The organism is Moorena sp. SIO4A5 (genome assembly GCF_010672005.1).
Taxonomy (GTDB): Bacteria; Cyanobacteriota; Cyanobacteriia; order Cyanobacteriales; family Coleofasciculaceae; genus Moorena.
Genome location: NZ_JAAHHZ010000005.1, coordinates 31,170 through 51,214 on the forward strand (window position 1 = coordinate 31,170; position 20,045 = coordinate 51,214).

Here is a 20,045-nt window from a genome sequence, read left to right on the forward strand (position 1 = left end):
AGACGAGGTATATGGCGGGAAAACCCAGGTATTATTTAATCGCTTGTGGAACAAGCAACTACAACGATCAGGATGTAGATAACTTAGATAGTGTTCCGACAGACTTACAGAGAGTTGTTGATTTATTTATTCATAAATTTGGATATGAAGAAGCCTTGACGAATCTTCGTTTAAATCCGAATAAAAATGAGTTGATAAAACAATTTTCAGACTGGCTTCAGCATGAAGAACGATGTCAGAGCGATCGCGTTATCTTTTACTATTCCGGTCATGGTGAAGATCTTAAAGGAGATAGACATTATCTTTTGATGGAAGAGACTGATTACAATCAACTTCCTCAGACATCCTTGGCAACAGAAGATTTAGTTCGTCCTTTGAATAACGAAGGAGTTAAGATTGAACAAATCCTGTATATTATCGATAGTTGTTATTCTGGGGTCGGAATAAGTGATGTCTCGAAATTTACTACACAAGTTGTTCAGAAATACCAATCAGTAGGAGGAGCAGGTATCGCAGTTCATGGGATTGCGGCTTGTCGTGCCAAAGATACAGCCAAAGAAGATGTATTTTCTAGGGGCTTGGAGCAAGTTCTTAACGATTTAAGTAAAAACTACGGTAATTTATACATTCCTCTAGATTATATAGTTGACCAAATTAATCAGATTATTTCCTCAGAGCAACGTGCTTCCTACTCAGCTTCTGGCTCTGAAAAATTTGCTAAATTCTTCCCCATTCTGCCTAAGACTATACAAACATGGGAAGAAAAGCAAGATGAACTCATTAGGGAACTTTTTGCTGGATTAAAGAAACACCCAGAAGATAGCTTACTTCAGGTAAACTCTTTTATTTTAAGTTATAAAAATATTGAAAAGCTTGTCTTAGACGATGAATTTATTCTGGATTGTATAGAAATCGAAAAAAGACTGACTGAATTAGGAAAAAAACCAGTTTCAAGAGGAATATGCCCTCTAGTGGCTTGTGCAGAATGGTGTCGGCGAAGATTTTCTAAACAGGATAACAAATTGAGGAGACTTGCTAAGACTATTAAAAATTGGCAACAGGAAGTTCTAAGATATCGAGAAGATGCAAACCTCTCTACAATCCAAGAATCTGTTAAAAAAGCTGATTTAAAATTTCAAGAACTGATTACGACAGAAAATCTGCGACTTCAAGTTGAGATTGAACCAGAGGTTGATAATGATAATGGTACAGGACAAGCCTCTGGTGCCTTACTTTTGAGTATGAATCTTTGGCTTGAAAGTCAGGATTTACCACTTGGTCGGTTTGCAGAAAAGATACGGTTAGAACCTTGCGACAGTGGAAAAAGTGTCTCTGAGCAAGAGAGTGAGAGTTTATACACTAATCTTGAAAAGATTTTGCCCAACTTAATTCGTAAGGCTCGTTATAGTTTACCGGAACGAGTTAATTTAACAATTGAGTATTTTCTTCCTTTCGACTATTTCAAAACAAAATTGGAGAAGATTAGGTTTAAGCGAGGGAGAAACCTAACACCCCTCGGTGAAGAGTACCCAATTTTTATCAACTCCTATGAACGATATTTTGATCCAGATTTTCTTGAGATTCGTGATGAGATTGAAGTCAAGAAGCAAGGGTTATGGAATGATGTAAATAATTCTGTGACTGAACCGAGTGTCCCTGGGGAATTTGAAGGGGATGATATCTATTATATGGGTACAGACCCATCAGATTCCGATCTAGAAAGAATTGAGGAAGCTTTACCCATTGCGGTCTGGAGTCGGGACGTGAACCAACCTCTGATTGAAGGAGAGCATCTAAACCTCTCAGAATGGCAAGATTGGCCTAACAAAATACGTGATTTACGAAAAAAGAAAAAGGGTTTGGAGGTAACCCTTCTCTGGGATGATTTATATCCGAAGCCTTCCCAACGCTGTAGACCCTTGAATACCAACGTGGTGGACTAAAATGCCAAAGAACCCAACATCTGACCAGCCGGATCGTCGCATCTACCGGGGCTTAACCCTCACTAGAGGAAGTTTACCAACCCCAGAAGACCAACAACAGCATCTGAGTCGTATGCCACCGCCACCCCCTTGGCGCACCTTTGGTCTGTCAGTTGAGCAATGGCGTGAAAAAGCAAAATCACAAAATACTCAAGACATCGTAAGAAAGATTAATCCAAAGGCATTGGGGTTTGTTCCGAGCAAGCAAGCGGTAGAATTGGTCAATGCTGCATTGTGTTTACGTCGCCCTTTACTGATGGAAGGAAATCCCGGTAGCGGCAAAACATCCTTAGCCTATGCAGTAGCAGCTGAATTGGGACTACCGGGGCCTTACCGCTGGTCAATTGTTTCTCGCACTACTTTGAAAGATGGTCTCTATGCCTACGATGCCATTGGGCGATTACAAGAAGTGTCTTTACTGAGGCAACAAGTTGGTAATACAGAGAGAATAAAAGAGCCTGACATTGGTAACTATTTAAGATTAAGACCAATGGGTATGGCATTTCATCAATCTCAACCCGGTAGACCGGCAGTGCTGTTAATTGACGAAATTGATAAGAGTGATATTGATATGCCCAATGATCTCTTACATATATTTGAGGAAGGATTTTTTGAGATTCCAGAACTGAGTCGCTTAAACAGGGACTTCCAAAAGGTACTTCCTTACCGCAGTCACAGCAATGATAGTGATGAAAAAATTTCGGTTGACAAAGGATTAATTCAATGTCAAGAGTTTCCCTTAGTCTTGATGACCAGTAATGAAGCACGGGAGTTTCCACCAGCCTTTCTACGCCGATGTTTACGGTTATCTCTTAAGCAACCTGATACAGAAGAGGGTTTTTATAAAATTTTAGAAAACCGCTTTGATGCCACCCATTTAAAGCAACTGGATGAGCCAGCTCGGAAATTAATCAAGGAATTTTTGGCACGGATTAAGGCAAGAGACACAAAGTTAGCAACGGATCAATTATTGAATGCCATTTATTTATTACTACAAGGAGATGACTTGACTGAAGAAACACGGAAAGAGGTATTGAATACTATCTTCAAATCACTGTGAGGTCAGGGGTAAATGGTGAGTGAAAAAAATCAATGGTGGCAAGATGATAGAGAAGTGGCAGAGCTGATCTGGTGCGCGGCTCACGTAGATCGTATTGTTGCTCCTCCATCCTCTCAAGACATCAAACCACCAGAGGATGTACACCATTGTGATCCAGAATCATCTACTGAAAATCTCTCAGACGATTATCCAAAGATTCCTCCTTCAGGAAGGGAAAAAGCAGAACAAAAGATACCCATTGCGGCTAATCTTAAACAGCCTGACCATGCCCCGACTTCCCCTCAAAAACCCGAATCATCCTCCAATAATTACAGCTCTCCTATTCGTGTTCCTGACCCCTTTCCCTTACCCAAACCTAGGGAAATCAGTAAGGCACTGTTGCCTTTATCTAAGCGTGTTTCTGGACTGCTAGCCAATGAACTGGATATTGATGCAACCGTTGAACAAACAGCCGAAGCCAATGGATTGCCAATGGTGGCATTTCGTTCTCCCCTAGAGCGATGGTTTGAGGTACATTTATTGATTGATTGCTCCCCTTCCATGGCATTTTGGGGAGATTTAGCGGAAGGAGTGGCAACGCTTTTTCGCTGGCAAGGGTTTTTCCGGGATGTCCGGATTTGGCACTTCGATACAACAGAACCTACGCCCCAATTGTTTTCAGGTGTTGACCGTATGGAACGGAATGTTCGTAGCCTGATTGCACCAGGAGGACATCGACTCTTTATTGCCTTAACAGATACTTTGGGAAAGGCTTGGTATTCCGGTCAAGCCTTTGAAGTTTTAGCACAATTAGGAGAACAGCATCCTGTTAGTATTGCCCATGTTTTTCCTCAAACCCTATGGCAGCGCACAGGTCTAGATCAGGCAATTCAACGACCATTAATTGCTCGCCAGGCAGAGTCCCCTAACTCCATGTTACAAGTAGGAGCTAGGCTTCGTACAACGGCTAGGTTATATAAATTTCCAATTTTCAATTTATCCGTTAACCACTTTAGCACTTGGGCGAATTTTATCACCGGGAGTGGCAGCAATTCGATTCAAGGGGTTTTAATTAGACAGGATAAGCCCGAAACAGAGACAACTAATTCCAAATCAGTGGCGGAAATTCCCGAAGGCGTTGCTGATTCTGGGTATGATTCCGCCCCCCTAGCCCCCCAATTCTGGGGGGAACAAAACTCTGAAAGTCCCCCAAAGTTGGGGGATTTAGGGGGCTTGACCAACCCCCTAGCCCCCCAGCGAGCAATCCCTCGCTGGGGGGAACAAAACTCTGAAAGTCCCCCAAAGTTGGGGGATTTAGGGGGCTTGACCAACCCCCTAGCCCCCCAGCGAGCAATCCCTCGCTGGGGGGAACAAAACTCTGAAAGTCCCCCAAAGTTGGGGGATTTAGGGGGCTTGACCAAAACCAGACGATCCCGCATTCATACTTCAATTCAGCAACGCCCTCCCGAACAGTTACTGAGAGAATTCTTGGCTAATGCTAGCCCCAAAGCCCGAAAACTTGCTGAAGTTCTGGCTGCTGTTCCCCTGATTCCTCCAGTGATGCGCTTGGCACAACAGTGGTTTTTACCCGATAGCGAACACTGGCATCTGGCAGAAGTTTTTTTTAGTGGTCTTATCCAAAAGTCTTCCTTGGGGCCAGACCAGGCAACTGTTGCCGAAACTTGGTATGAATTTCGTCCGGGAATTCGGGAGTTACTGCTAGGAAATAGTCCAGTTCAACGCACCACTGAGATTTGGCGGGAAATTGGAGATTTCATAGAGCACCGTTATGGTAGTCTGCGGGATTTTCCAGCACTGATTCCCAACCCAGCCGGTTCTGTTCCAGGTTTTGCTGCGGATCGAGACCTCTATTTTGCTGAAGTCAAAGCAGCAGTTCTGACCACTTGGGGAGGAGAATACGCCAATTTAGCACAAGAACTCAGGGCAAAAGTCGCAAAACGGAAACGGGAGAAACTTGAGCTCACTGACAACTTAGAACCTTTTGAATTTGAAGCAGAAGTTCCCACCATTGTTTTTGAAGAGGAGCTAGACCAGGATCAAGAGAAATTACAACAGTGGACATTTAAAACCCCGACTGTTAACCATCAGGGGGAAATTACCGAAACAACAACCTACACCGCCTCTTACTTCACCGAAACCCTAACCGGTAATGTCGAACTGGAAATGGTGGCTATCCCTGGAGGAACGTTTACAATGGGTTCCCCTGAAAGCGAAAAAAATAGCTATGACTATGAAAGACCTCAACATAATGTCACACTCCAAGCCTTCTTTATGGGGAAATACCCTGTAACCCAAGCCCAATGGAACGCGATCGCATTAATGACAGACTTGAAAGTCGAGAGAGACTTAGATCCAGACCCCTCAAGCTTTAAAGGGGATAACCGCCCCGTAGAAACAGTAAATTGGTATGAAGCAGTAGAGTTCTGTGACCGCCTTTCTCAGCTAACAGGAAGGGAGTATAGACTGCCTTCTGAAGCGGAATGGGAATATGCCTGTCGAGGTGTTAGAGAACCCCTAAAGCTTGATACTGGAAAATCCTATCCCCCATTCTACTTTGGAGAGACGATTACCGGAAAGTTAGCCAATTACGACGTCTCAAGACCTTATCGGGATGAACCACCAGGAGAAAGAAGCAAGGGAACCACCCCTGTGGGTGAATTTCCTCCGAATCCCTTTGGGTTATATGATATGCACGGGAATGTTTGGGAATGGTGTTTAGATGATTGGCATCATAACTACGAAGGTGCCCCCACAGATGGCAGTGCTTGGATTGATGATAATGAACCGGAAAATGTCAAGACTGAAAATCAGTCATATTCAGCTAAAAATGAGTATAAAAGCCCTTATTCCAGGCTGCGGGGCGGCTCCTGGATTGACTATCCTGATTACTGCCGTTCTGCGATTCGCGGCAACAACTTTAGGCGCGAGGACCGCAACGACGTTGTTGGTTTTCGTATAGTGTGCGTGTCCGGGAGAACTGGATGAAGTCAGAAGTTTGAAGTTTGAAGTCAGAAGTTTGAAGTTTGAAGAAATAATTTGAGTTATCAACAAGTTTCAATTCAGGACAGAACCAAAAAGTTTGCGGTTAGAATAGTCAAAGCTTGCATTTGGTTAGAAGAATCTAAAGTTCCTAGAATGTTAGGGAATCAGTTATTAAGATCAGGAACGTCTATCGGAGCGAATTGTAGTGAAGCTCAGTCAGCCCAATCCCGCAGAGATTTTATCAGTAAATATGAAATTGCTCTCAAGGAAGCAAGAGAAACAAAATACTGGCTAGAGGTTCTCATAGAAGCCGAACTGGTATCATTAGAAAAGTTCAAAGGACTAATCCAAGAAACCGAAGAAATTATTAAAATCTTAGTCACTACCGTCAAAAAACTCAAAGAATAGACTTCAAACTTCAAGCTTCTGACTTCTGACTTAATAAAAACTTCTGACTTCAAACTTCTGACTTCATTAAAGCTGTTTGACCTAGTGGTGCGTTACGGGGCGCACTCTCCTAACCCTGGCTACGAGGCAGAAAATGAGGGCACCCCTAACGCACCCTACGCAACTTCAAACTTCTGACTTCAAACTTCTGACTTCTGACTTCAAATCCCGATTTACTCCTGTTCATCATCATCCGGTAATTTTTCCATCTCCTGAGCAATTAGCGTCTGAAATTCTTCTCCACAATGAACATTTAGATGAATTGCAGCAGCCAGCAATTCTGCCAGAATCTCAGCTTGTTGTCTAGCACTCAGGTGAGGTGACTGAAGCTGATAGATTAATCCGGTAACGGTTTGGCATTCTGAGCCTAACTCTGTAATTAATGTTTTCAGAGTATTGCTAGTAATAGGAAGGGAGCGATCGCGAAACATATAACTTATATCATTTTCGGTTGAACAGTTATAAATATTAGGTAATAGGGAACAGGGAACAGGGAACAGGGAACAGGGGATGGAGATTACCTACTAGAAGAAAGCTATAGCAATTCTCTGTCTTGATGCAGTCGCTCATGGGGGAAACCCCCAAGACCGCGCTGCATCGCTATGCCATGAGGTACAAAGGGATCCCCCTAAATCCCCCTTATCAAGGGGGACTTTGAGCTTGAAAAGCGTACCTCATAAATCCTATAAACGCTATATATTTTTTTTATAACTGATTATCTGAACTTGATATTAGATATTGCACCAGTACAAAAAAAATTAATAACTGACAGAGTCAAATATTATCACTATTCCCGATTCCCGATTCCCGATTCCCGATTCCCGATTCCCGATTCCCGATTCCCGATTCCCGATTCCCGATTCCCGTTACATAAAAACAAAAAAGCGCCCCCCAAACGGAGAGCGCTTTTTTCAAACTCAGCCAATTAAGCCAAATTTAGATTAGCCGTTGATAACTGGAGCAGTTAAAGCAACAGGAGTAGCTTCACCAGCAGCTAGGTCTAGAGGGAAGTTGTGAGCGTTACGCTCGTGCATTACCTCGAAACCTAGGTTAGCGCGGTTAAGTACATCAGCCCAAGTGCTGATTACATGACCTTGTGAGTCAATAACACTTTGGTTGAAGTTGAAGCCATTTAGGTTGAACGCCATGGTGCTGATGCCCAGAGCGGTAAACCAGATGCCTACTACAGGCCAAGCACCTAAGAAGAAGTGCAAGGAACGGCTGTTGTTGAAGGACGCATATTGGAAGATCAAACGACCGAAGTAGCCGTGAGCTGCAACGATGTTGTAAGTTTCTTCCTCTTGTCCGAACTTGTAACCATAGTTCTGAGACTCGGTTTCGGTGGTCTCACGCACTAAGGAGGAGGTCACCAAAGAACCGTGCATAGCACTAAACAGTGAACCGCCGAATACGCCAGCTACACCCAGCATGTGGAAGGGGTGCATAAGAATGTTGTGCTCAGCTTGGAACACGAACATGAAGTTGAAGGTACCGCTGATTCCCAAAGGCATACCATCGGAGAAGGAACCTTGTCCAATGGGGTAGATTAGGAACACGGAAGTAGCAGCAGCCAAGGGAGCGCTGTAAGCAACGCAGATCCAAGGACGCATGCCTAGACGGTAGCTCAGCTCCCACTGACGACCCATGTAGGTGAAGATACCAACAAGGAAGTGGAAGATGATTAGCTGGTAAGGACCACCATTGTAGAGCCACTCATCTAAGGAAGCTGCTTCCCAGATTGGGTAGAAGTGTAAGCCAATGGCATTAGAAGAAGGAACAACAGCACCAGAGATGATGTTGTTGCCATAAATCAAGGAGCCAGCAACAGGCTCACGGATGCCATCGATGTCCACAGGGGGAGCAGCGATGAAGGCGATGATGAAGCAGATGGTAGCGGTTAGCAATGTAGGGATCATCAGTACACCGAACCAGCCTACATAAAGGCGGTTGTTGGTGGAAGTGATCCAATCGCAGAACCGATCCCACACGTTAGCGTTACGCTGGTTTAATGTGGTAGTCATGTTCGGATGATTGCGTTTATTTGATTATCTAGGTTCAGCAGGCTTGTTTCGCCTGTCTGTATTTATCCTAATACAATGCTGAAGATAAATACATTTTCGGGGTTTAATCGTAACTTTATTTAAAACTACTTAACTCTACTTAAGAAAAACTATGCGATCGCTTTCGTTAATGATTACTGAAAGCTGGCACCATTTTGCTTAATCCGAGGGATGAATCAAAGGTATTAATCCTATACTGGGCAAGACTTAGGCCATTATATGGCCAGCTTGGTTAATCCGTTTGATCCAGTGCTATATTAGCTTAACATTGCTTAACAAAAATAGCAGTGATTGCTTTAGTCAATGATTGCTCAGAGCTGGAAAAATTTTGATTAATCCTAGGGATTAATCCTAGGGTGGGCACTGCCTACCAACGCTATGACAAGCTTCTGAATCTGTCTGATTGACTGCTATAACAACTTAACATTACTTAATAAAAAAGGTGCGATCGCTTTCGTGACCATATATTAGGTTTGTTAGACCTGTGGGCAGGAAACTGGCAAGATGCCCGTTCCACAACGGGCAAGATGCCCGTTCCACAACGGGCAAGATGCCCGTTCCACAACGGGCAAGATGCCCGTTCCACAACGGGCAAGATGCCCGTTCCACGCCTGATGCCGATTCCACAGGATTAATCTTGGGGTGGGCAGTGCTTACCAACGCTCTTTGCAAGCTTGATTATCTGTCTGATCCACTGCCCACCCTACTACTGTCGGCAGAGAACAGGCAAGCAAGAAGAATCCTAGGGTGGGCAGTGCTTACCAAAGTGCTTTGCAAGCTTGATTATCTGTCTGATCCACTGCCCACCCTACTACTGTCGGCAGAGAAAAGACGTAGTAGTATGAGTACAGGCTGAAAAACCGCAGGCTGAGCCGGGAGAGAGACCCGTAACTTATCGACCTGAAAGTAGTAATGCTCCCAGGGCAGGGAAAATCCTCCTTAAAAACCCAATCATTGGCCGTAGGCCACGCTACGCGAACGACTACCAATCGGTGTGTGAACCCAGGAAAATCACAACTTGAGAGGCGCCCGGGCCCCACACTTCCGATCTTTTTTACAAATATGAGATGCACCCCGGTCCCTTCACCCGGCTGCCCTTGATTGCAAACAAATGCAACGAATTTGAGAAATCTGTAGCTTGCTCATTGTAGCTACAGGAGTTCGCCTATAACAATGACTGTATCAGTAAGCCAGAACGAGTTACTCAATTCAGCCATCTCTGTATAGAGTTCTTGGGTAATTCGCATGCGTTATGGGTATTGAAGGAGATTCAACATGTATAGCTTAGAGTCCCAGATTAACCAGCAAGTCAAAGGTTTCGATCGCGTAGCGTGGCCTTCCGCCAATCGCTTAGCGTGGCCTTCCGCCAATCCCGTAGCTTGGCCTTCCGCCAATCGCGTAGCGTGGCCTTCCGCCAATCAGCTCAGTCATTCAGAAAATAAGTATCAGGTTACTAGTTTACAATCGAAGAACCCTCAATTTCTTCTAGAAGAAATTCTTGAAGGGTTTGTTGACGGTGTCTTGATTCTGACGTCTCAAGGAAAGTGGGTTCATGCTAATGAACGTGGGCGTCGCATTTGTCGTCAACTCTGTCAATATCAGTCACAGATGAGTTCTATCCCTGAGTCAATTTGGCGAGTGTGCGAAGGGTTAATTGATAGTTGCGATTGGTTTTCTGGGCAAAAAATGATTCTTGAGTCGGAAATCCAAACGGATAATTCCTTAAAGTTTCGAGTTAGGGTCAGATGGTTAGTCTTGGATAATCAAGCACAGCCTTATCTGTTAGTCACTCTAGAAAATCGCCATAAGTCTCGCTACAATGCTGCTATTACTGATGCTAAAAAATATGGATTGACTAACCGGGAAGCTGAAGTTTGGTTGCTTAAAAAAGCTAAATTGTCTTACAAAGAAATTGCGGATAGGCTTTATATTACTACCAATACTGTTAAGAAGCATATGAAAAATATTTATGCTAAACAACAGTTATTAGTTAGTAGTTAATCGGGAGTAGGGAGTCGGGAATCGGGAGTCGGGAGTAGGGAACAGGGAACAGGGAATAGGGAATAGGGAACAGGGAACAGGGAACAGGGAACAGGGAACATTGATATAGCACTACGCATTAAGATGTTTGACATTCCTAAACTCCGAAACTTAGTCATAGCTTACTTTTGACTTCTGACTTCTGACTTCTAACTTGCGCGGGTGTTTTTTCCTATGAACGTTTCTGATTGCCAATCTGATTCCCAAATCATTACCTACAGCCCTGCCTACACTTTGGTTCCCACTTATGAATGCTTTAATCGCTGTAGCTACTGCAATTTTCGTGGTGAACCCGGTAGCAGTCCTTGGTTGAGTCTGGAGGATGCTGAAAATCAGTTAAGGTTGCTTCAGTCTCAGGGTGTTTGTGAAATTCTGATTCTTAGTGGTGAGGTTCATCCTAGGTCTTCACGGCGCAAGGCTTGGTTTCAACGAATTTATGATTTGTGTGACCTGGCTTTGTCTCTGGGATTTTTGCCCCATACTAATGTTGGACCCTTGAGTTGGGAGGAGATGGCGGCACTCAAGCAGGTGAATGTGTCTATGGGGTTGATGTTGGAACAATTGACACCGGAGTTGCTCAAAACCGTTCATTGCTATGCTCCCAGTAAGATACCAGAAGTTAGACTACAACAGTTGCAATGGGCGGGAGAATTGGGGATTCCCTTTACGACCGGTTTGTTGTTTGGCATTGGTGAGAGTGAGGAGGATTGGTGGGAAAGTTTAAATGCGATCGCACAAATTCATGGTCAGTATGGTCATATCCAAGAGGTGATCCTGCAACCTTACAGTGAGGGCACTACAGAAATGTTTCATAGTCAGTCTTTCGGGATTAATCAGCTGCTAAAGGTGATTCGGAAGGCCCGTCAGATTTTGCCTTTGGATATTACTGTCCAAATTCCCCCCAATTTAGTTGATACTGTTGCTCAATTGCCTCAACGGTCTTCTGCTCTATTAGCGTGTTTGGATGCTGGCGCAAGGGATTTAGGCGGAATTAGTCCCAAGGATGAGGTCAATCCCGATTATCCTCATCCCCATAGTTATCGATTGCAAGAACTTATCGAACCAGCTGGATGGAAGTTAGTAGCGCGTTTACCAGTTTATCCTAAGTATGACAGTTGGTTACCTCCGAGATTGCGACGGGTAGTGGAGAGATGGCGGATTGGTAATGGGTAATTGGTAGACCTGTTGAACAGGGAAGTGTCGGAGCTGTGAGCAGATGGGAAGATGGGGAGTTAAATTTGCAACTGGTGTGGTTTCCAAGGGAGCAATTAGGTTGGCATGCCAGCCATATATTCAACTTTTGCAGTATAATATCTCGGGGCAAATTTTCAGATATTATAAGCAAAAAGTGGATTGGTTAAATTTTATTTAACCTTGTCCATTGACCATATATACGGTATATTAGGGTGTATAATAAACTGGCAGTAACCATAAATAATCCAGTTAAGTTTTTACCAATCAGAGCTAAGCTTATCAAAGCTTAGGGTCGATAAGATCGCAAAATTGTATAAAATATGGTAACAAGAAGTAAGGCCCATCCAAAAAAGTAAACTAGAGATTGTAGTTATCGGAGACTTGAATTTAAATGCAGGTTACTGTACAAATAACAAAAGTAAAAGATTTTGCTGAAATCCGCGAGTGTCCCACAACTGGGAGCAAATCCCTACATGCCACCGCCGAGTTTATGCCCGGACAGTTCATCCATAATTTTGGGCCTAAAGAAGTCCTCGATCGCCCCAACTATTTAAGCGTCCAAATTAGCGATCACCAACATATTATGCTCGACCCCGAGTTTTTGCAATACATAAATCATAGTTGCGATCCCAATGTTTGCTTCGATACTAAAAATATGGTGGTTAGGGCACTCCGAAAAATAGAAATAGGAGAAGAATTCACATTCTTTTATCCATCAACGGAATGGTCTATGGATCGGGGATTTGATTGTATGTGTGGAAGTGAAAATTGCCTGGAATACATTCAAGGTGCTGCCCACTTACCCCTAGAGGTTTTGAAAAACTATCAACTTTCGGAGTACATAGAGCAAAAGCTAGCAATTTCGCCAGCAGCATCTAAAAAGGGGGACTTTGAGGTTGATAATTTTACCTCATAAATCCAATAATCGCTATAAGCCATAAATCCTTAGTGTTAAGGGCGATTGAGCCTTCAACAGAAAAAAATGCTAAAGCTCTTGGTGCAGATGCTACCAAGGCGATAGTCACTCATCTGTTATCCATTCCGATTCAAGATGGCCACTAAAAATTTATCTCTGAGTCAGTTAAGTGGAGGAAAAACCTATACCGAAATCGTTTTTAACCAAGTTTGGGGTAAGGTTGAAGCCTATCGAGCAAGCCATCCACAACAACAACTATTTATGATGGCTTTTGGTGACACTACTCAGCCTTTGCCACCTACAGTGGTGCAGGCTTTAGTAGAGGCAGCAAATCGCTTGGGCGATCGCCAAACTTATACGGGTTATGAAGATATTACCGGAAATCCAGCCCTGAGATCGGCAGTTTGTGCCGACTATTACCAGAAAAAAATGGACATCGATCCGTCCGAAGTTTTTATCAGCGATGGCGCTCAATCGGTTTCGGTCAATATTCAAGAACTGTTTGCTCCAGATAATACAGTAGCAGTACAAAACCCCACTTACCCCTCTTTTGTGGAAGGAACCTTAGTGGCAGGTCGTCCATTGGTAAACTTGCCCTGTCGCGAGGACAATAATTTTGTGCCCAAGCTTCCGGATGAAAAAGTAGATCTGATTTATCTGTGCTTTCCCAATAACCCCACGGGAGCGGTTGCTACTCCCGAACAGCTCCAAGCTTTTGTGGACTATGCCAGAAGTCACCAAGCTGTAATTATTTTCGATGCTGTTTACAGCCCATTTATTACGACCCCAAACATACCCCAGAGTATTTATGAAATCGAAGGGGCCAAAGAATGCGCCATTGAAATTGGCAGTTTTTCCAAATGGGCAAATTTCACCGGTTTGAGGGTGGGGTGGTGCGTTATTCCTCAAGGGCTAACCATTAAAAATACAGTGCCAGGAGAATTAAATGATTTGTGGCGGCTCCGCCATGCTGTTAAGTTTTGGGGTACGGCTAATGTTGCCCAGCACGGAGCGATCGCTGCTTTATCCCCAGCAGGGCAACAGGAATGTCAAGAAGTGGTACAGTATTACCTGAAAAATGCTCGCTTGCTCCGACAGGGTTTGGCAGCAACGGGGCTAACGTGCTTTGGTGGCATTGATAGTCCTTTTGTTTGGGTCAAGGCACCCCAAGGCTTGTCATCCTGGCAGTTTTTTCAAAAAATGTTGCAATCGACCGGGATTGTGGGCGTCCCTGGTTCCGTGTTTGGGGATTGTGGAGAAGGATACTTGCGTTTGGTGGCATTAGGACCGAGAGAGGAGATTGAAGCGGCTGTCAAAAATTTGTGATGGATCAGCAACCGCGCCTTTTCGATCTGGAAAATAACAAAAATAAGGAGTTGAATTATGACTGTTATTGAACTCGAGCGATATCCGATAATTGATGAATTGGATGGAACAGAAGCAAACCTCATCGATAAAGTAAGAGATTACCTGAATCAGTTTGGTTTTTTTTATGTTAAGGATCCGATTGAAGCTAGAGTCAGAATAGATCAAGATCTAGAAAATCTCCAGGATTCAGTTGAGGTGTATTACGGAGAAGATGCCTACACCGGTGAAGGTTCGGTTTTTCATGGAACTTATAGCCGATTTGAAGTGGGAGAAAGTACAACGACAGAGCAATACTTTGATTTTTTTAACCAGCTACTGGACATCATCTCTCGTGCTTTAGGATACCCGGAAGAATTTTTAAAAGAATTTTCACAACAAGAAAACTATGGGTTGTATATTTACGATCGAGAAGAAGAGTATATGAAATACATCAAAAAGGTCGATTCCGAAGAGATTTCGATTGCACCTCATAAGGATAGATCCTTAATTACGATTATAATTTCGATTGCAGGGTTTGAAGGCTACAAACAAGAGTATGGCTGGTTTTCTATTCCAGATCGGGAAGGTTACCTGATGGTTCAGGCAGGCACGCTTTTGCAGGATTTAACTAAGGAAGCAATTAAAGCAAACATTCATCGGGTTCGAGGATATGATTCCTCGAAAGCATTATTTTGGGGTAATTTAATCCCGGTCTAGTCAAAACAGCGATCAGCATGTAGGGTGGGCAAAAACATTTTGTTTTTTTTTTGTTTTATAGATAAAAGAACTTTGCCCACCCTGCTTTAATTGGTATTTTGTTTACGGAATTCCCTAATGCTGCGAGGTATGTTGAGATCAAATCTGTAGCCCAAGGGTATCTTAGAGGAAGATAGGGACAAACTACTAGAAACCTCATGGCATCTATTCCTAATCCAACTCTGGCAGCTGGTCTAGAAGCTCTGAAACAGGGCAATTACCAGGATGCGATCGCACACTTAGAAGGTGTCTGTGAGATGGAGTTGGATGACTCCATTGTGACGGAAGCCTCTCAATCCCTAGTGCAGGCTTATCCTAAGCATGGTCAGCCAGAAAAAGCGATCGCACTTTGCCAACACCTGAGGGAACACCCTGACCCCCAGATACAGGAATGGGCAGCTAAAATCGAGGCTGAGCTGAATTGAACAAAATGTCTCGCGCAGTGCGTTCAAGATTGTAGGGTGGGCAAAAACATTTTGGTTATTTTGACTATTCCCCATCAGCGACGGCATTAGAAAAGTACCAAAGATGGGCATTCCAATTAGTATCGAAATCCTTGGGTAATCGCTCCTGAAGACTAGAAGATTGTAGGTGAAGTAGCTCTGGTTTTTTGAGGGGAATTGGGATTACAGTCCAATTTTTCCTGTTCTTGAACTGGCTATGGAGTTTCTCAGTATATGGTAGCACTGCCGCACTATACTTGTTACTACTTACCACCTCTGTGACTACATCAAGCTGCCCTAGGACAGAAATAACAATACGATCCAATCGTGGCGAACCTTTTACATAGTTGGGAAAGGCATTCAGTACAATTTCTTTGCCTGAGTCAAATGTCTCAACCTGGAAAGGTCCACTGCCAATGGGCTTCAGCTGAAAACTTTTTTGATTGTAAGCGTGGCGCGGTACTATACCGATAGTCATCACAGAGGCAATGTAGCGTGGTAGTTGAGACTCAACAATGTCAATGGGGCGGGGGCGTGATTGGTCAACGATTTCGATAGGCTCAATCTGATCAGACTCAATCTGATCAATGTTCTGCCTAGACTGAATCTGATCCCGGTCAATGGGCGTAATGGTATCATCCTTATCAATATCAACTTGATCAGAATTATCGTCTTTGCGTTCCTCTTCTTTGAGAAAAGGCCACAGTACTTCAAAGCTGATTATCCGATCATTAACGACATTGATACCTCTGATTATGTTTATTACCCGCGTATTTGGGCTTGAGTTAAGTTTTTTAATATATACCTGATAGGTAAACTCCACATCAGCTGTAGTAAGCTGTTTTCCGTCATGGAAACTCACATTTTCAGACAGCTGGAAAGAAATTAGTCGAGTATTCTTGTCCTTATTTTCACTCCACCACCAACGAGTGGCAATATCCGGCACGAAAGCCCCTCTTTTTGGATCAAGACGACCCAAACCACGGAAGACTAGGCTCAACACATCCCCTGGACCGTAGTTTATATCCGCTGAAGGGTAGTTGATGTTCACTAATGGGTCAAGGGTATTGATCTCACGAAAATCAGCAATGGTTAGTTGGTTTAGACCTTTAACCTCAATCTGTCTGGTAAAGGTGCTGTTAGCTCGGTTGAGGTCTAAATGCTTGTGGTTGGGATCAGCAGTGAAGCGGATGGTGTGGGAGCCAGCTTCGAGTCTGAGCTGGCGACGGATACTGCTGTCTTGCGATCGCTGATTGGGCTGCAAGGGACCATGGGATTGGATTGGCTGGGGCTTGTTATCCACTGTCCACTGTACCTCGAAGGCATCAGAAGAACTATTCCCTTGATTGATTAGATCAGCTTCAATGGTAATCAGCTCTCCTGCTGATGGTTGATCTGGTATGATAGTAATATTGCGCACTCGTAAATCAACGCTGATTGCTTCCCAAGACAGCAGATTAGTGGTTTGACCATCGATAACCACAAACAAGACACCAGAGCCAGTTACTTCGGGCATGGTAACTATTAAACGGGACTTGCTCCACTCCAGAATCTGTGCTGGTTGACCTTGGAACAAAACTGCGGCATTAGGGTCGCGATCGCCAAAATTATCTCCCTCAATCACAACCTGACTTCCCGGTAGTCCTTTTGCTGGCTTGACCTCACTCAAGAACGGTAGCTGTCGCCATATCCGAATCCGTGAATCAGCAATTCCAGTTTTGCGGCTGAGTTCAGCTACCATTGCTGCTGTTTGGGTGTAGCCTTCAAGGTCATTAACTGAGTAAATCCCAATCCCATTTAATTGTTTTATCTCAGCCTCGGTAATACCAGGTAGGGTAGCCAGGGGCCTAGTGCTGATGGGTTGATCAAGTTGCTTACGCACTCCTTGTAACTGGCTTTCTAGGACTTGGGCAAAATCCAGTTTGATAATAGTAGCGCTATTTTCTCCAGGGTCTGTAGTCCGAAATAAGATTTTCCCGTCAGAGGTACGGCGCAGCTTAACTTCTATATCCAGTTTAAGCTGTTTAATCGCCATCGACTTGCCACGGGCATAAGATTTCAAAGAAAGGGTATCTTCAGCACGGTCAATTTCAGCAGCGATCGCATCAACCATCTCCGCTAGCTGCCATTCCGTGTTTTCGTCTTTATCGCTGTTTGTATTGTTTTTTGTATTACTTTTTGTATTATCGTTGCTGGCTGTTAATGATTCCTCATTAGTCATAGTAGTTTACAAGCAAATTAAACTTCGGAATAGTAGTCTTATCAGCGCGTTTGTATTTGATATTTAAACCTGTATGGTCTTTTTTTATTAGACAATAAAACTCTAGATCTGTTTCCCCTCCTGGGAGGGGTTAGGGGTGGGTTCCTATTGCCTATTGCCTTGCCCGTAGCGCTATAGTTAGTTTTCAGGAGCGATAGTCATGCGGATCCGACCTAGTTTACCGACAGGGGGAGTTTCTAGGGTTGAAGGTAAACTAATCATTACTCGTGATGTGGTTTCCTCTTGATTTAAAAATTGCCCATCGGTTTGTAGGTATAAATGGGCTGGAATATCAAAATAAACATCCGTAACCTGTAAATTCGTTCCTGCTGCGCTGTCAGAACTTGTCTGGTCGAGGGTGCCAGATACTTCTTGAAGGAGCAGGGCAATTAAATTGCCTAGTGTGATGTCAGCCATAGGTAATGATAGATAGGGGATGATTGAGGTTACTTAATAAGGGAGCAGGGAATCGGGAGTCGGGAATCGGGAATCGGGAATTAGGAATCGGGAATCGGGAATCGGGAATCGGGAATCGGGAATTGGAACAAAATCTTGTGTACCTTATTACTATTAGAACAGTAATGTGAGCACTGCTAGATATAATTTACGGATAATTACCCTTAATAAAAATCCTAAGCACTCAGCCGTCAGCTGTCAGCCGTCAGCCTTTGGCTGATAGGACTTAAAGTGGCGTTGCTTAATAATGGAATGATTTTAAGAGTGAGGTGGAATGGGCATCTTGCCGTGGAATGGGCATCAGGCGTGGAACTGGCATCTTGCCAGTTTCATGCTTATTTTCGGGCGGGCAGGATGCCCACTCTACGAATATTAATTCTTGTGGAGCGGGCAGGATGCCCACTCTACGAATATTCATTCTTGTGGGGCGGGCAGGATGCCCACTCTAGGAATATTCATTCGAAGATTCAGCAACGCCCTTAAAGTAGCGTGCCCGTAGCGTATTAGCTGATAGCTGATCGCTGATCGCTGATTGCTGAATGCTTACAGATGATCAAGTTATCCGTTCGATTCTACTATTGGGAAGGTCTCGGTGCGGAAGCGAATTTTAACCTGACCAATGATTTCAGTACTCATGGTGACGTTATCAAATGAACTTTCATTGGTTGCTTTGACTTTTAGTTTGTTGAAGTTCGCTCCAACAGAAGCGCGACCCCATCCCCACCTAGCACTGGCTCGGATAGAAGCGCCAGCTTGTAAACGGTCGTACTCGCTTTTTCGTCTAGTTTCTGTTTCGGTAGCAGTAACGTTAAAGGTAAGTTTAGAAAAGATTTCACCATCGGTGATCACAATCCGTGCCATACCCTGCCTTGCCATCTCCCGGAGATGATCAATCAAGCTTTGTGCCAGTGACTCAGAGAGTTTCCGACGAATTAGTTGGACTTGAACATCTGTGAAAGCATTCTTCTGCTCTGGTGTGATAGTGAGTTTAAGGGGTTTTTCCAGGTTGGCCGTTTCTGCTTCTAATGCTCTTGCTACCTCCTGTAACTTAGTAACACCAGCCTTGCCAGGATTCCCTGTTTTTGGGTCTCTAGGTGTGTTTGGAAATTTATAGCTCGGGCGTACAACAGTGCCGCCATTTCCATCCGGGTAGTTTTCATTAAGGTGTGCGTTAATCTCCGCATCAGAGACATTCTCAGCCTCGAACTGCTTGAGGGTTTTAGCTAGGTTAGCAACCAGCTCAGCATAGGCTTCGATCTGTCTGATTGTCGCAGCGATAATAGCATCGAAAGTGCCGTTAATTAAGCCAGCAGTAAACTCCACAAAGCCTAGGTCTTGTACTTGCTTGGCGGCATTAATACCGGTATTAACAGCATCACCGATAGCCATGCCTCCAACCATGGATATCTGAGACTGCTGCTGATTCAGTTTTTCTTCAACTAACTCCTGGAGTGTGTTACCGAGGATATCAGCAATACCATGGCGCACTAGTTGCCGCTCTTGCTGGTCGCTAATCCGTGCTAGCGCTGAATCAACAATCTCGGTGACGATGCGGTTAACACCTTCTTGCACTAGTGCTTCACTAGACGGATTTTTATCCGTGGACTGAATTTCTGGGTTTGGCATATCACCTAACTGTGGCGGAATTGGATTTTCTGAAGTCATGGCATGATGTCCTTAAAATTAAATGGGATAAATCGGGTTAACTTATCTAGCCCTATATTATTTATTACTGAATTCTGGATCGTGCCTCCTCCTCAACACCCGTGAATTCATTACATCGAACTGAGGCGAGATCAAATCCTTAGCCCAAGGGTATCTTAGAGGAAGATAGGGACAAACTACTAGAAACCTCATGGCATCTATTCCTAATCCAACTCTGGCAGCTGGTCTAGAAGCTCTGAAACAGGGCAATTACCAGGATGCGATCGCACACTTAGAAGGTGTCTGTGAGATGGAGTTGGATGACTCCATTGTGACGGAAGCCTCTCAATCCCTAGTGCAGGCTTATCCTAAGCATGGTCAGCCAGAAAAAGCGATCGCACTTTGCCAACACCTGAGGGAACACCCTGACCCCCAGATACAGGAATGGGCAGCTAAAA

The 20,045-nt window shown here is 44.1% G+C and carries 22 protein-coding genes; 15 read left to right on the forward strand and 7 right to left on the reverse strand.

All coding sequences use genetic code 11. The annotated features are described in order from the left end of the window. The first annotated feature begins 11 nt into the window (after window positions 1-11). Genes F6K57_RS04530 through F6K57_RS04545 form a run of 4 tightly spaced genes read left to right on the forward strand, consistent with a single transcriptional unit; the run spans window position 12 to window position 6,432 of the window. Window positions 12-1,943: a caspase family protein gene (locus F6K57_RS04530; protein ID WP_293065190.1), complete on the forward strand. Its 1,932-nt coding sequence runs from the start codon at window positions 12-14 to the stop codon at window positions 1,941-1,943. Window position 1,944: 1 nt separating this feature from the next. Next, window positions 1,945-3,042 carry a MoxR family ATPase gene (locus F6K57_RS04535; RefSeq protein ID WP_293065191.1) on the forward strand — a complete coding sequence of 366 codons (1,098 nt, stop codon included), beginning with the start codon at window positions 1,945-1,947 and terminating at the stop codon, window positions 3,040-3,042. A 12-nt stretch (window positions 3,043-3,054) separates the two neighbouring features. Beyond that, window positions 3,055-6,027, forward strand: coding sequence for an SAV_2336 N-terminal domain-related protein (locus F6K57_RS04540; protein WP_293019525.1), 2,973 nt, complete (start codon window positions 3,055-3,057; stop codon window positions 6,025-6,027). A gap of 51 nt (window positions 6,028-6,078) precedes the next feature. Then, window positions 6,079-6,432, forward strand: a complete 354-nt coding sequence (locus F6K57_RS04545) for a four helix bundle protein (RefSeq protein ID WP_293065193.1) — start codon at window positions 6,079-6,081, stop codon at window positions 6,430-6,432. A 212-nt stretch (window positions 6,433-6,644) separates the two neighbouring features. Here F6K57_RS04545 and F6K57_RS04550 read toward each other — a convergent pair whose 3' ends face one another. Continuing rightward, a complete protein-coding gene (locus F6K57_RS04550; RefSeq protein WP_293065195.1) occupies window positions 6,645-6,902 on the reverse strand; it encodes a hypothetical protein in 258 nt (85 codons plus the stop codon). A gap of 294 nt (window positions 6,903-7,196) precedes the next feature. Between F6K57_RS04550 and F6K57_RS04555 the strand changes: the two genes are divergently transcribed. Then, window positions 7,197-7,400 carry a hypothetical protein gene (locus F6K57_RS04555; protein ID WP_293065198.1) on the forward strand — a complete coding sequence of 68 codons (204 nt, stop codon included), beginning with the start codon at window positions 7,197-7,199 and terminating at the stop codon, window positions 7,398-7,400. Between the two features lie 12 nt (window positions 7,401-7,412). Here the strand turns inward: F6K57_RS04555 and psbA are convergent, their stop codons facing one another. After that, the gene (psbA, locus tag F6K57_RS04560; protein WP_293065201.1) at window positions 7,413-8,492 is read right to left on the reverse strand and encodes a photosystem II q(b) protein; all 1,080 of its coding nucleotides are present in this window, start codon (window positions 8,490-8,492) and stop codon (window positions 7,413-7,415) included. 465 nt (window positions 8,493-8,957) lie between these two features. Further along, a complete protein-coding gene (locus F6K57_RS04565; RefSeq protein ID WP_293065203.1) occupies window positions 8,958-9,191 on the reverse strand; it encodes a hypothetical protein in 234 nt (77 codons plus the stop codon). Window positions 9,192-9,806: 615 nt separating this feature from the next. On the opposite strand from F6K57_RS04565, the gene F6K57_RS04570 reads away from it, so the two are divergent. Beyond that, a complete protein-coding gene (locus F6K57_RS04570; protein WP_293065205.1) occupies window positions 9,807-10,532 on the forward strand; it encodes a helix-turn-helix transcriptional regulator in 726 nt (241 codons plus the stop codon). Here the strand turns inward: F6K57_RS04570 and F6K57_RS04575 are convergent. Then, window positions 10,529-10,666, reverse strand: a complete 138-nt coding sequence (locus F6K57_RS04575) for a hypothetical protein (protein ID WP_293065206.1) — start codon at window positions 10,664-10,666, stop codon at window positions 10,529-10,531. The two genes, F6K57_RS04570 and F6K57_RS04575, sit on opposite strands and share 4 nt — an antisense overlap. 79 nt (window positions 10,667-10,745) lie before the next feature. On the opposite strand from F6K57_RS04575, the gene cofG reads away from it, so the two are divergent. The 6 genes from cofG to F6K57_RS04605 all read left to right on the forward strand — a co-directional run bounded on the left by cofG (window position 10,746) and on the right by F6K57_RS04605 (window position 15,209). Then, the gene (gene cofG / locus F6K57_RS04580) at window positions 10,746-11,744 is read left to right on the forward strand and encodes a 7,8-didemethyl-8-hydroxy-5-deazariboflavin synthase subunit CofG (RefSeq protein ID WP_293065208.1); all 999 of its coding nucleotides are present in this window, start codon (window positions 10,746-10,748) and stop codon (window positions 11,742-11,744) included. A gap of 43 nt (window positions 11,745-11,787) precedes the next feature. After that, entirely contained in the window at window positions 11,788-11,943 is a 156-nt protein-coding gene (locus F6K57_RS04585) for a hypothetical protein (protein WP_293065210.1), read from the forward strand. A 213-nt stretch (window positions 11,944-12,156) separates the two neighbouring features. Beyond that, window positions 12,157-12,681: an SET domain-containing methyltransferase gene (locus F6K57_RS04590; protein WP_293065213.1), complete on the forward strand. Its 525-nt coding sequence runs from the start codon at window positions 12,157-12,159 to the stop codon at window positions 12,679-12,681. 135 nt (window positions 12,682-12,816) lie between these two features. After that, on the forward strand, window positions 12,817-14,007 hold the full coding sequence (locus F6K57_RS04595; RefSeq protein ID WP_293065216.1) for an LL-diaminopimelate aminotransferase: 1,191 nt from the start codon (window positions 12,817-12,819) through the stop codon (window positions 14,005-14,007). A gap of 57 nt (window positions 14,008-14,064) precedes the next feature. Continuing rightward, window positions 14,065-14,745 carry a 2OG-Fe(II) oxygenase family protein gene (locus tag F6K57_RS04600; protein WP_293065219.1) on the forward strand — a complete coding sequence of 227 codons (681 nt, stop codon included), beginning with the start codon at window positions 14,065-14,067 and terminating at the stop codon, window positions 14,743-14,745. A 197-nt stretch (window positions 14,746-14,942) separates the two neighbouring features. Continuing rightward, window positions 14,943-15,209, forward strand: a complete 267-nt coding sequence (locus F6K57_RS04605; protein ID WP_293019540.1) for a tetratricopeptide repeat protein — start codon at window positions 14,943-14,945, stop codon at window positions 15,207-15,209. Window positions 15,210-15,273: 64 nt separating this feature from the next. On the opposite strand, the gene F6K57_RS04610 is transcribed toward F6K57_RS04605, so the two are convergent. Both F6K57_RS04610 and F6K57_RS04615 read right to left on the reverse strand, forming a co-directional pair. Beyond that, window positions 15,274-17,448 (reverse strand): ABC transporter substrate-binding protein, encoded by a 2,175-nt coding sequence (locus F6K57_RS04610; protein ID WP_293065222.1) that lies wholly within the window; start codon window positions 17,446-17,448, stop codon window positions 15,274-15,276. 177 nt (window positions 17,449-17,625) lie between these two features. Further along, the gene (locus F6K57_RS04615) at window positions 17,626-17,904 is read right to left on the reverse strand and encodes a hypothetical protein (protein WP_293065225.1); all 279 of its coding nucleotides are present in this window, start codon (window positions 17,902-17,904) and stop codon (window positions 17,626-17,628) included. Window positions 17,905-17,927: 23 nt separating this feature from the next. On the opposite strand from F6K57_RS04615, the gene F6K57_RS04620 reads away from it, so the two are divergent. After that, the gene (locus tag F6K57_RS04620) at window positions 17,928-18,074 is read left to right on the forward strand and encodes a hypothetical protein (RefSeq protein WP_293019546.1); all 147 of its coding nucleotides are present in this window, start codon (window positions 17,928-17,930) and stop codon (window positions 18,072-18,074) included. Window positions 18,075-18,195: 121 nt separating this feature from the next. Next, window positions 18,196-18,426, forward strand: coding sequence for a hypothetical protein (locus F6K57_RS04625; protein ID WP_293065228.1), 231 nt, complete (start codon window positions 18,196-18,198; stop codon window positions 18,424-18,426). A 75-nt stretch (window positions 18,427-18,501) separates the two neighbouring features. On the opposite strand, the gene F6K57_RS04630 is transcribed toward F6K57_RS04625, so the two are convergent. Beyond that, on the reverse strand, window positions 18,502-19,608 hold the full coding sequence (locus F6K57_RS04630; RefSeq protein WP_293065231.1) for a hypothetical protein: 1,107 nt from the start codon (window positions 19,606-19,608) through the stop codon (window positions 18,502-18,504). A gap of 190 nt (window positions 19,609-19,798) precedes the next feature. Here F6K57_RS04630 and F6K57_RS04635 point away from each other — a divergent pair. Next, window positions 19,799-20,045 (forward strand): tetratricopeptide repeat protein (locus F6K57_RS04635; protein ID WP_293065234.1); only part of this gene is annotated, 247 nt, incomplete at its 3' end.

What these genes read in the sequence shown, in the direction of transcription:
- F6K57_RS04600 (WP_293065219.1), top strand. Translation starts at nt 14,065, where the DNA reads ATGACTGTTATTGAACTCGAGCGATATCCGATAATTGATGAATTGGAT.
- F6K57_RS04575 (WP_293065206.1), bottom strand. Translation starts at nt 10,666, where the DNA reads ATGTCAAACATCTTAATGCGTAGTGCTATATCAATGTTCCCTGTTCCC.
- F6K57_RS04590 (WP_293065213.1), top strand. Translation starts at nt 12,157, where the DNA reads ATGCAGGTTACTGTACAAATAACAAAAGTAAAAGATTTTGCTGAAATC.
- cofG (WP_293065208.1), top strand. Translation starts at nt 10,746, where the DNA reads ATGAACGTTTCTGATTGCCAATCTGATTCCCAAATCATTACCTACAGC.
- F6K57_RS04585 (WP_293065210.1), top strand. Translation starts at nt 11,788, where the DNA reads ATGGGAAGATGGGGAGTTAAATTTGCAACTGGTGTGGTTTCCAAGGGA.
- F6K57_RS04615 (WP_293065225.1), bottom strand. Translation starts at nt 17,904, where the DNA reads ATGGCTGACATCACACTAGGCAATTTAATTGCCCTGCTCCTTCAAGAA.
- F6K57_RS04625 (WP_293065228.1), top strand. Translation starts at nt 18,196, where the DNA reads ATGATTTTAAGAGTGAGGTGGAATGGGCATCTTGCCGTGGAATGGGCA.
- F6K57_RS04630 (WP_293065231.1), bottom strand. Translation starts at nt 19,608, where the DNA reads ATGACTTCAGAAAATCCAATTCCGCCACAGTTAGGTGATATGCCAAAC.
- F6K57_RS04610 (WP_293065222.1), bottom strand. Translation starts at nt 17,448, where the DNA reads ATGACTAATGAGGAATCATTAACAGCCAGCAACGATAATACAAAAAGT.
- F6K57_RS04595 (WP_293065216.1), top strand. Translation starts at nt 12,817, where the DNA reads ATGGCCACTAAAAATTTATCTCTGAGTCAGTTAAGTGGAGGAAAAACC.
- F6K57_RS04550 (WP_293065195.1), bottom strand. Translation starts at nt 6,902, where the DNA reads ATGTTTCGCGATCGCTCCCTTCCTATTACTAGCAATACTCTGAAAACA.
- F6K57_RS04535 (WP_293065191.1), top strand. Translation starts at nt 1,945, where the DNA reads ATGCCAAAGAACCCAACATCTGACCAGCCGGATCGTCGCATCTACCGG.
- psbA (WP_293065201.1), bottom strand. Translation starts at nt 8,492, where the DNA reads ATGACTACCACATTAAACCAGCGTAACGCTAACGTGTGGGATCGGTTC.
- F6K57_RS04530 (WP_293065190.1), top strand. Translation starts at nt 12, where the DNA reads ATGGCGGGAAAACCCAGGTATTATTTAATCGCTTGTGGAACAAGCAAC.
- F6K57_RS04540 (WP_293019525.1), top strand. Translation starts at nt 3,055, where the DNA reads ATGGTGAGTGAAAAAAATCAATGGTGGCAAGATGATAGAGAAGTGGCA.
- F6K57_RS04570 (WP_293065205.1), top strand. Translation starts at nt 9,807, where the DNA reads ATGTATAGCTTAGAGTCCCAGATTAACCAGCAAGTCAAAGGTTTCGAT.
- F6K57_RS04605 (WP_293019540.1), top strand. Translation starts at nt 14,943, where the DNA reads ATGGCATCTATTCCTAATCCAACTCTGGCAGCTGGTCTAGAAGCTCTG.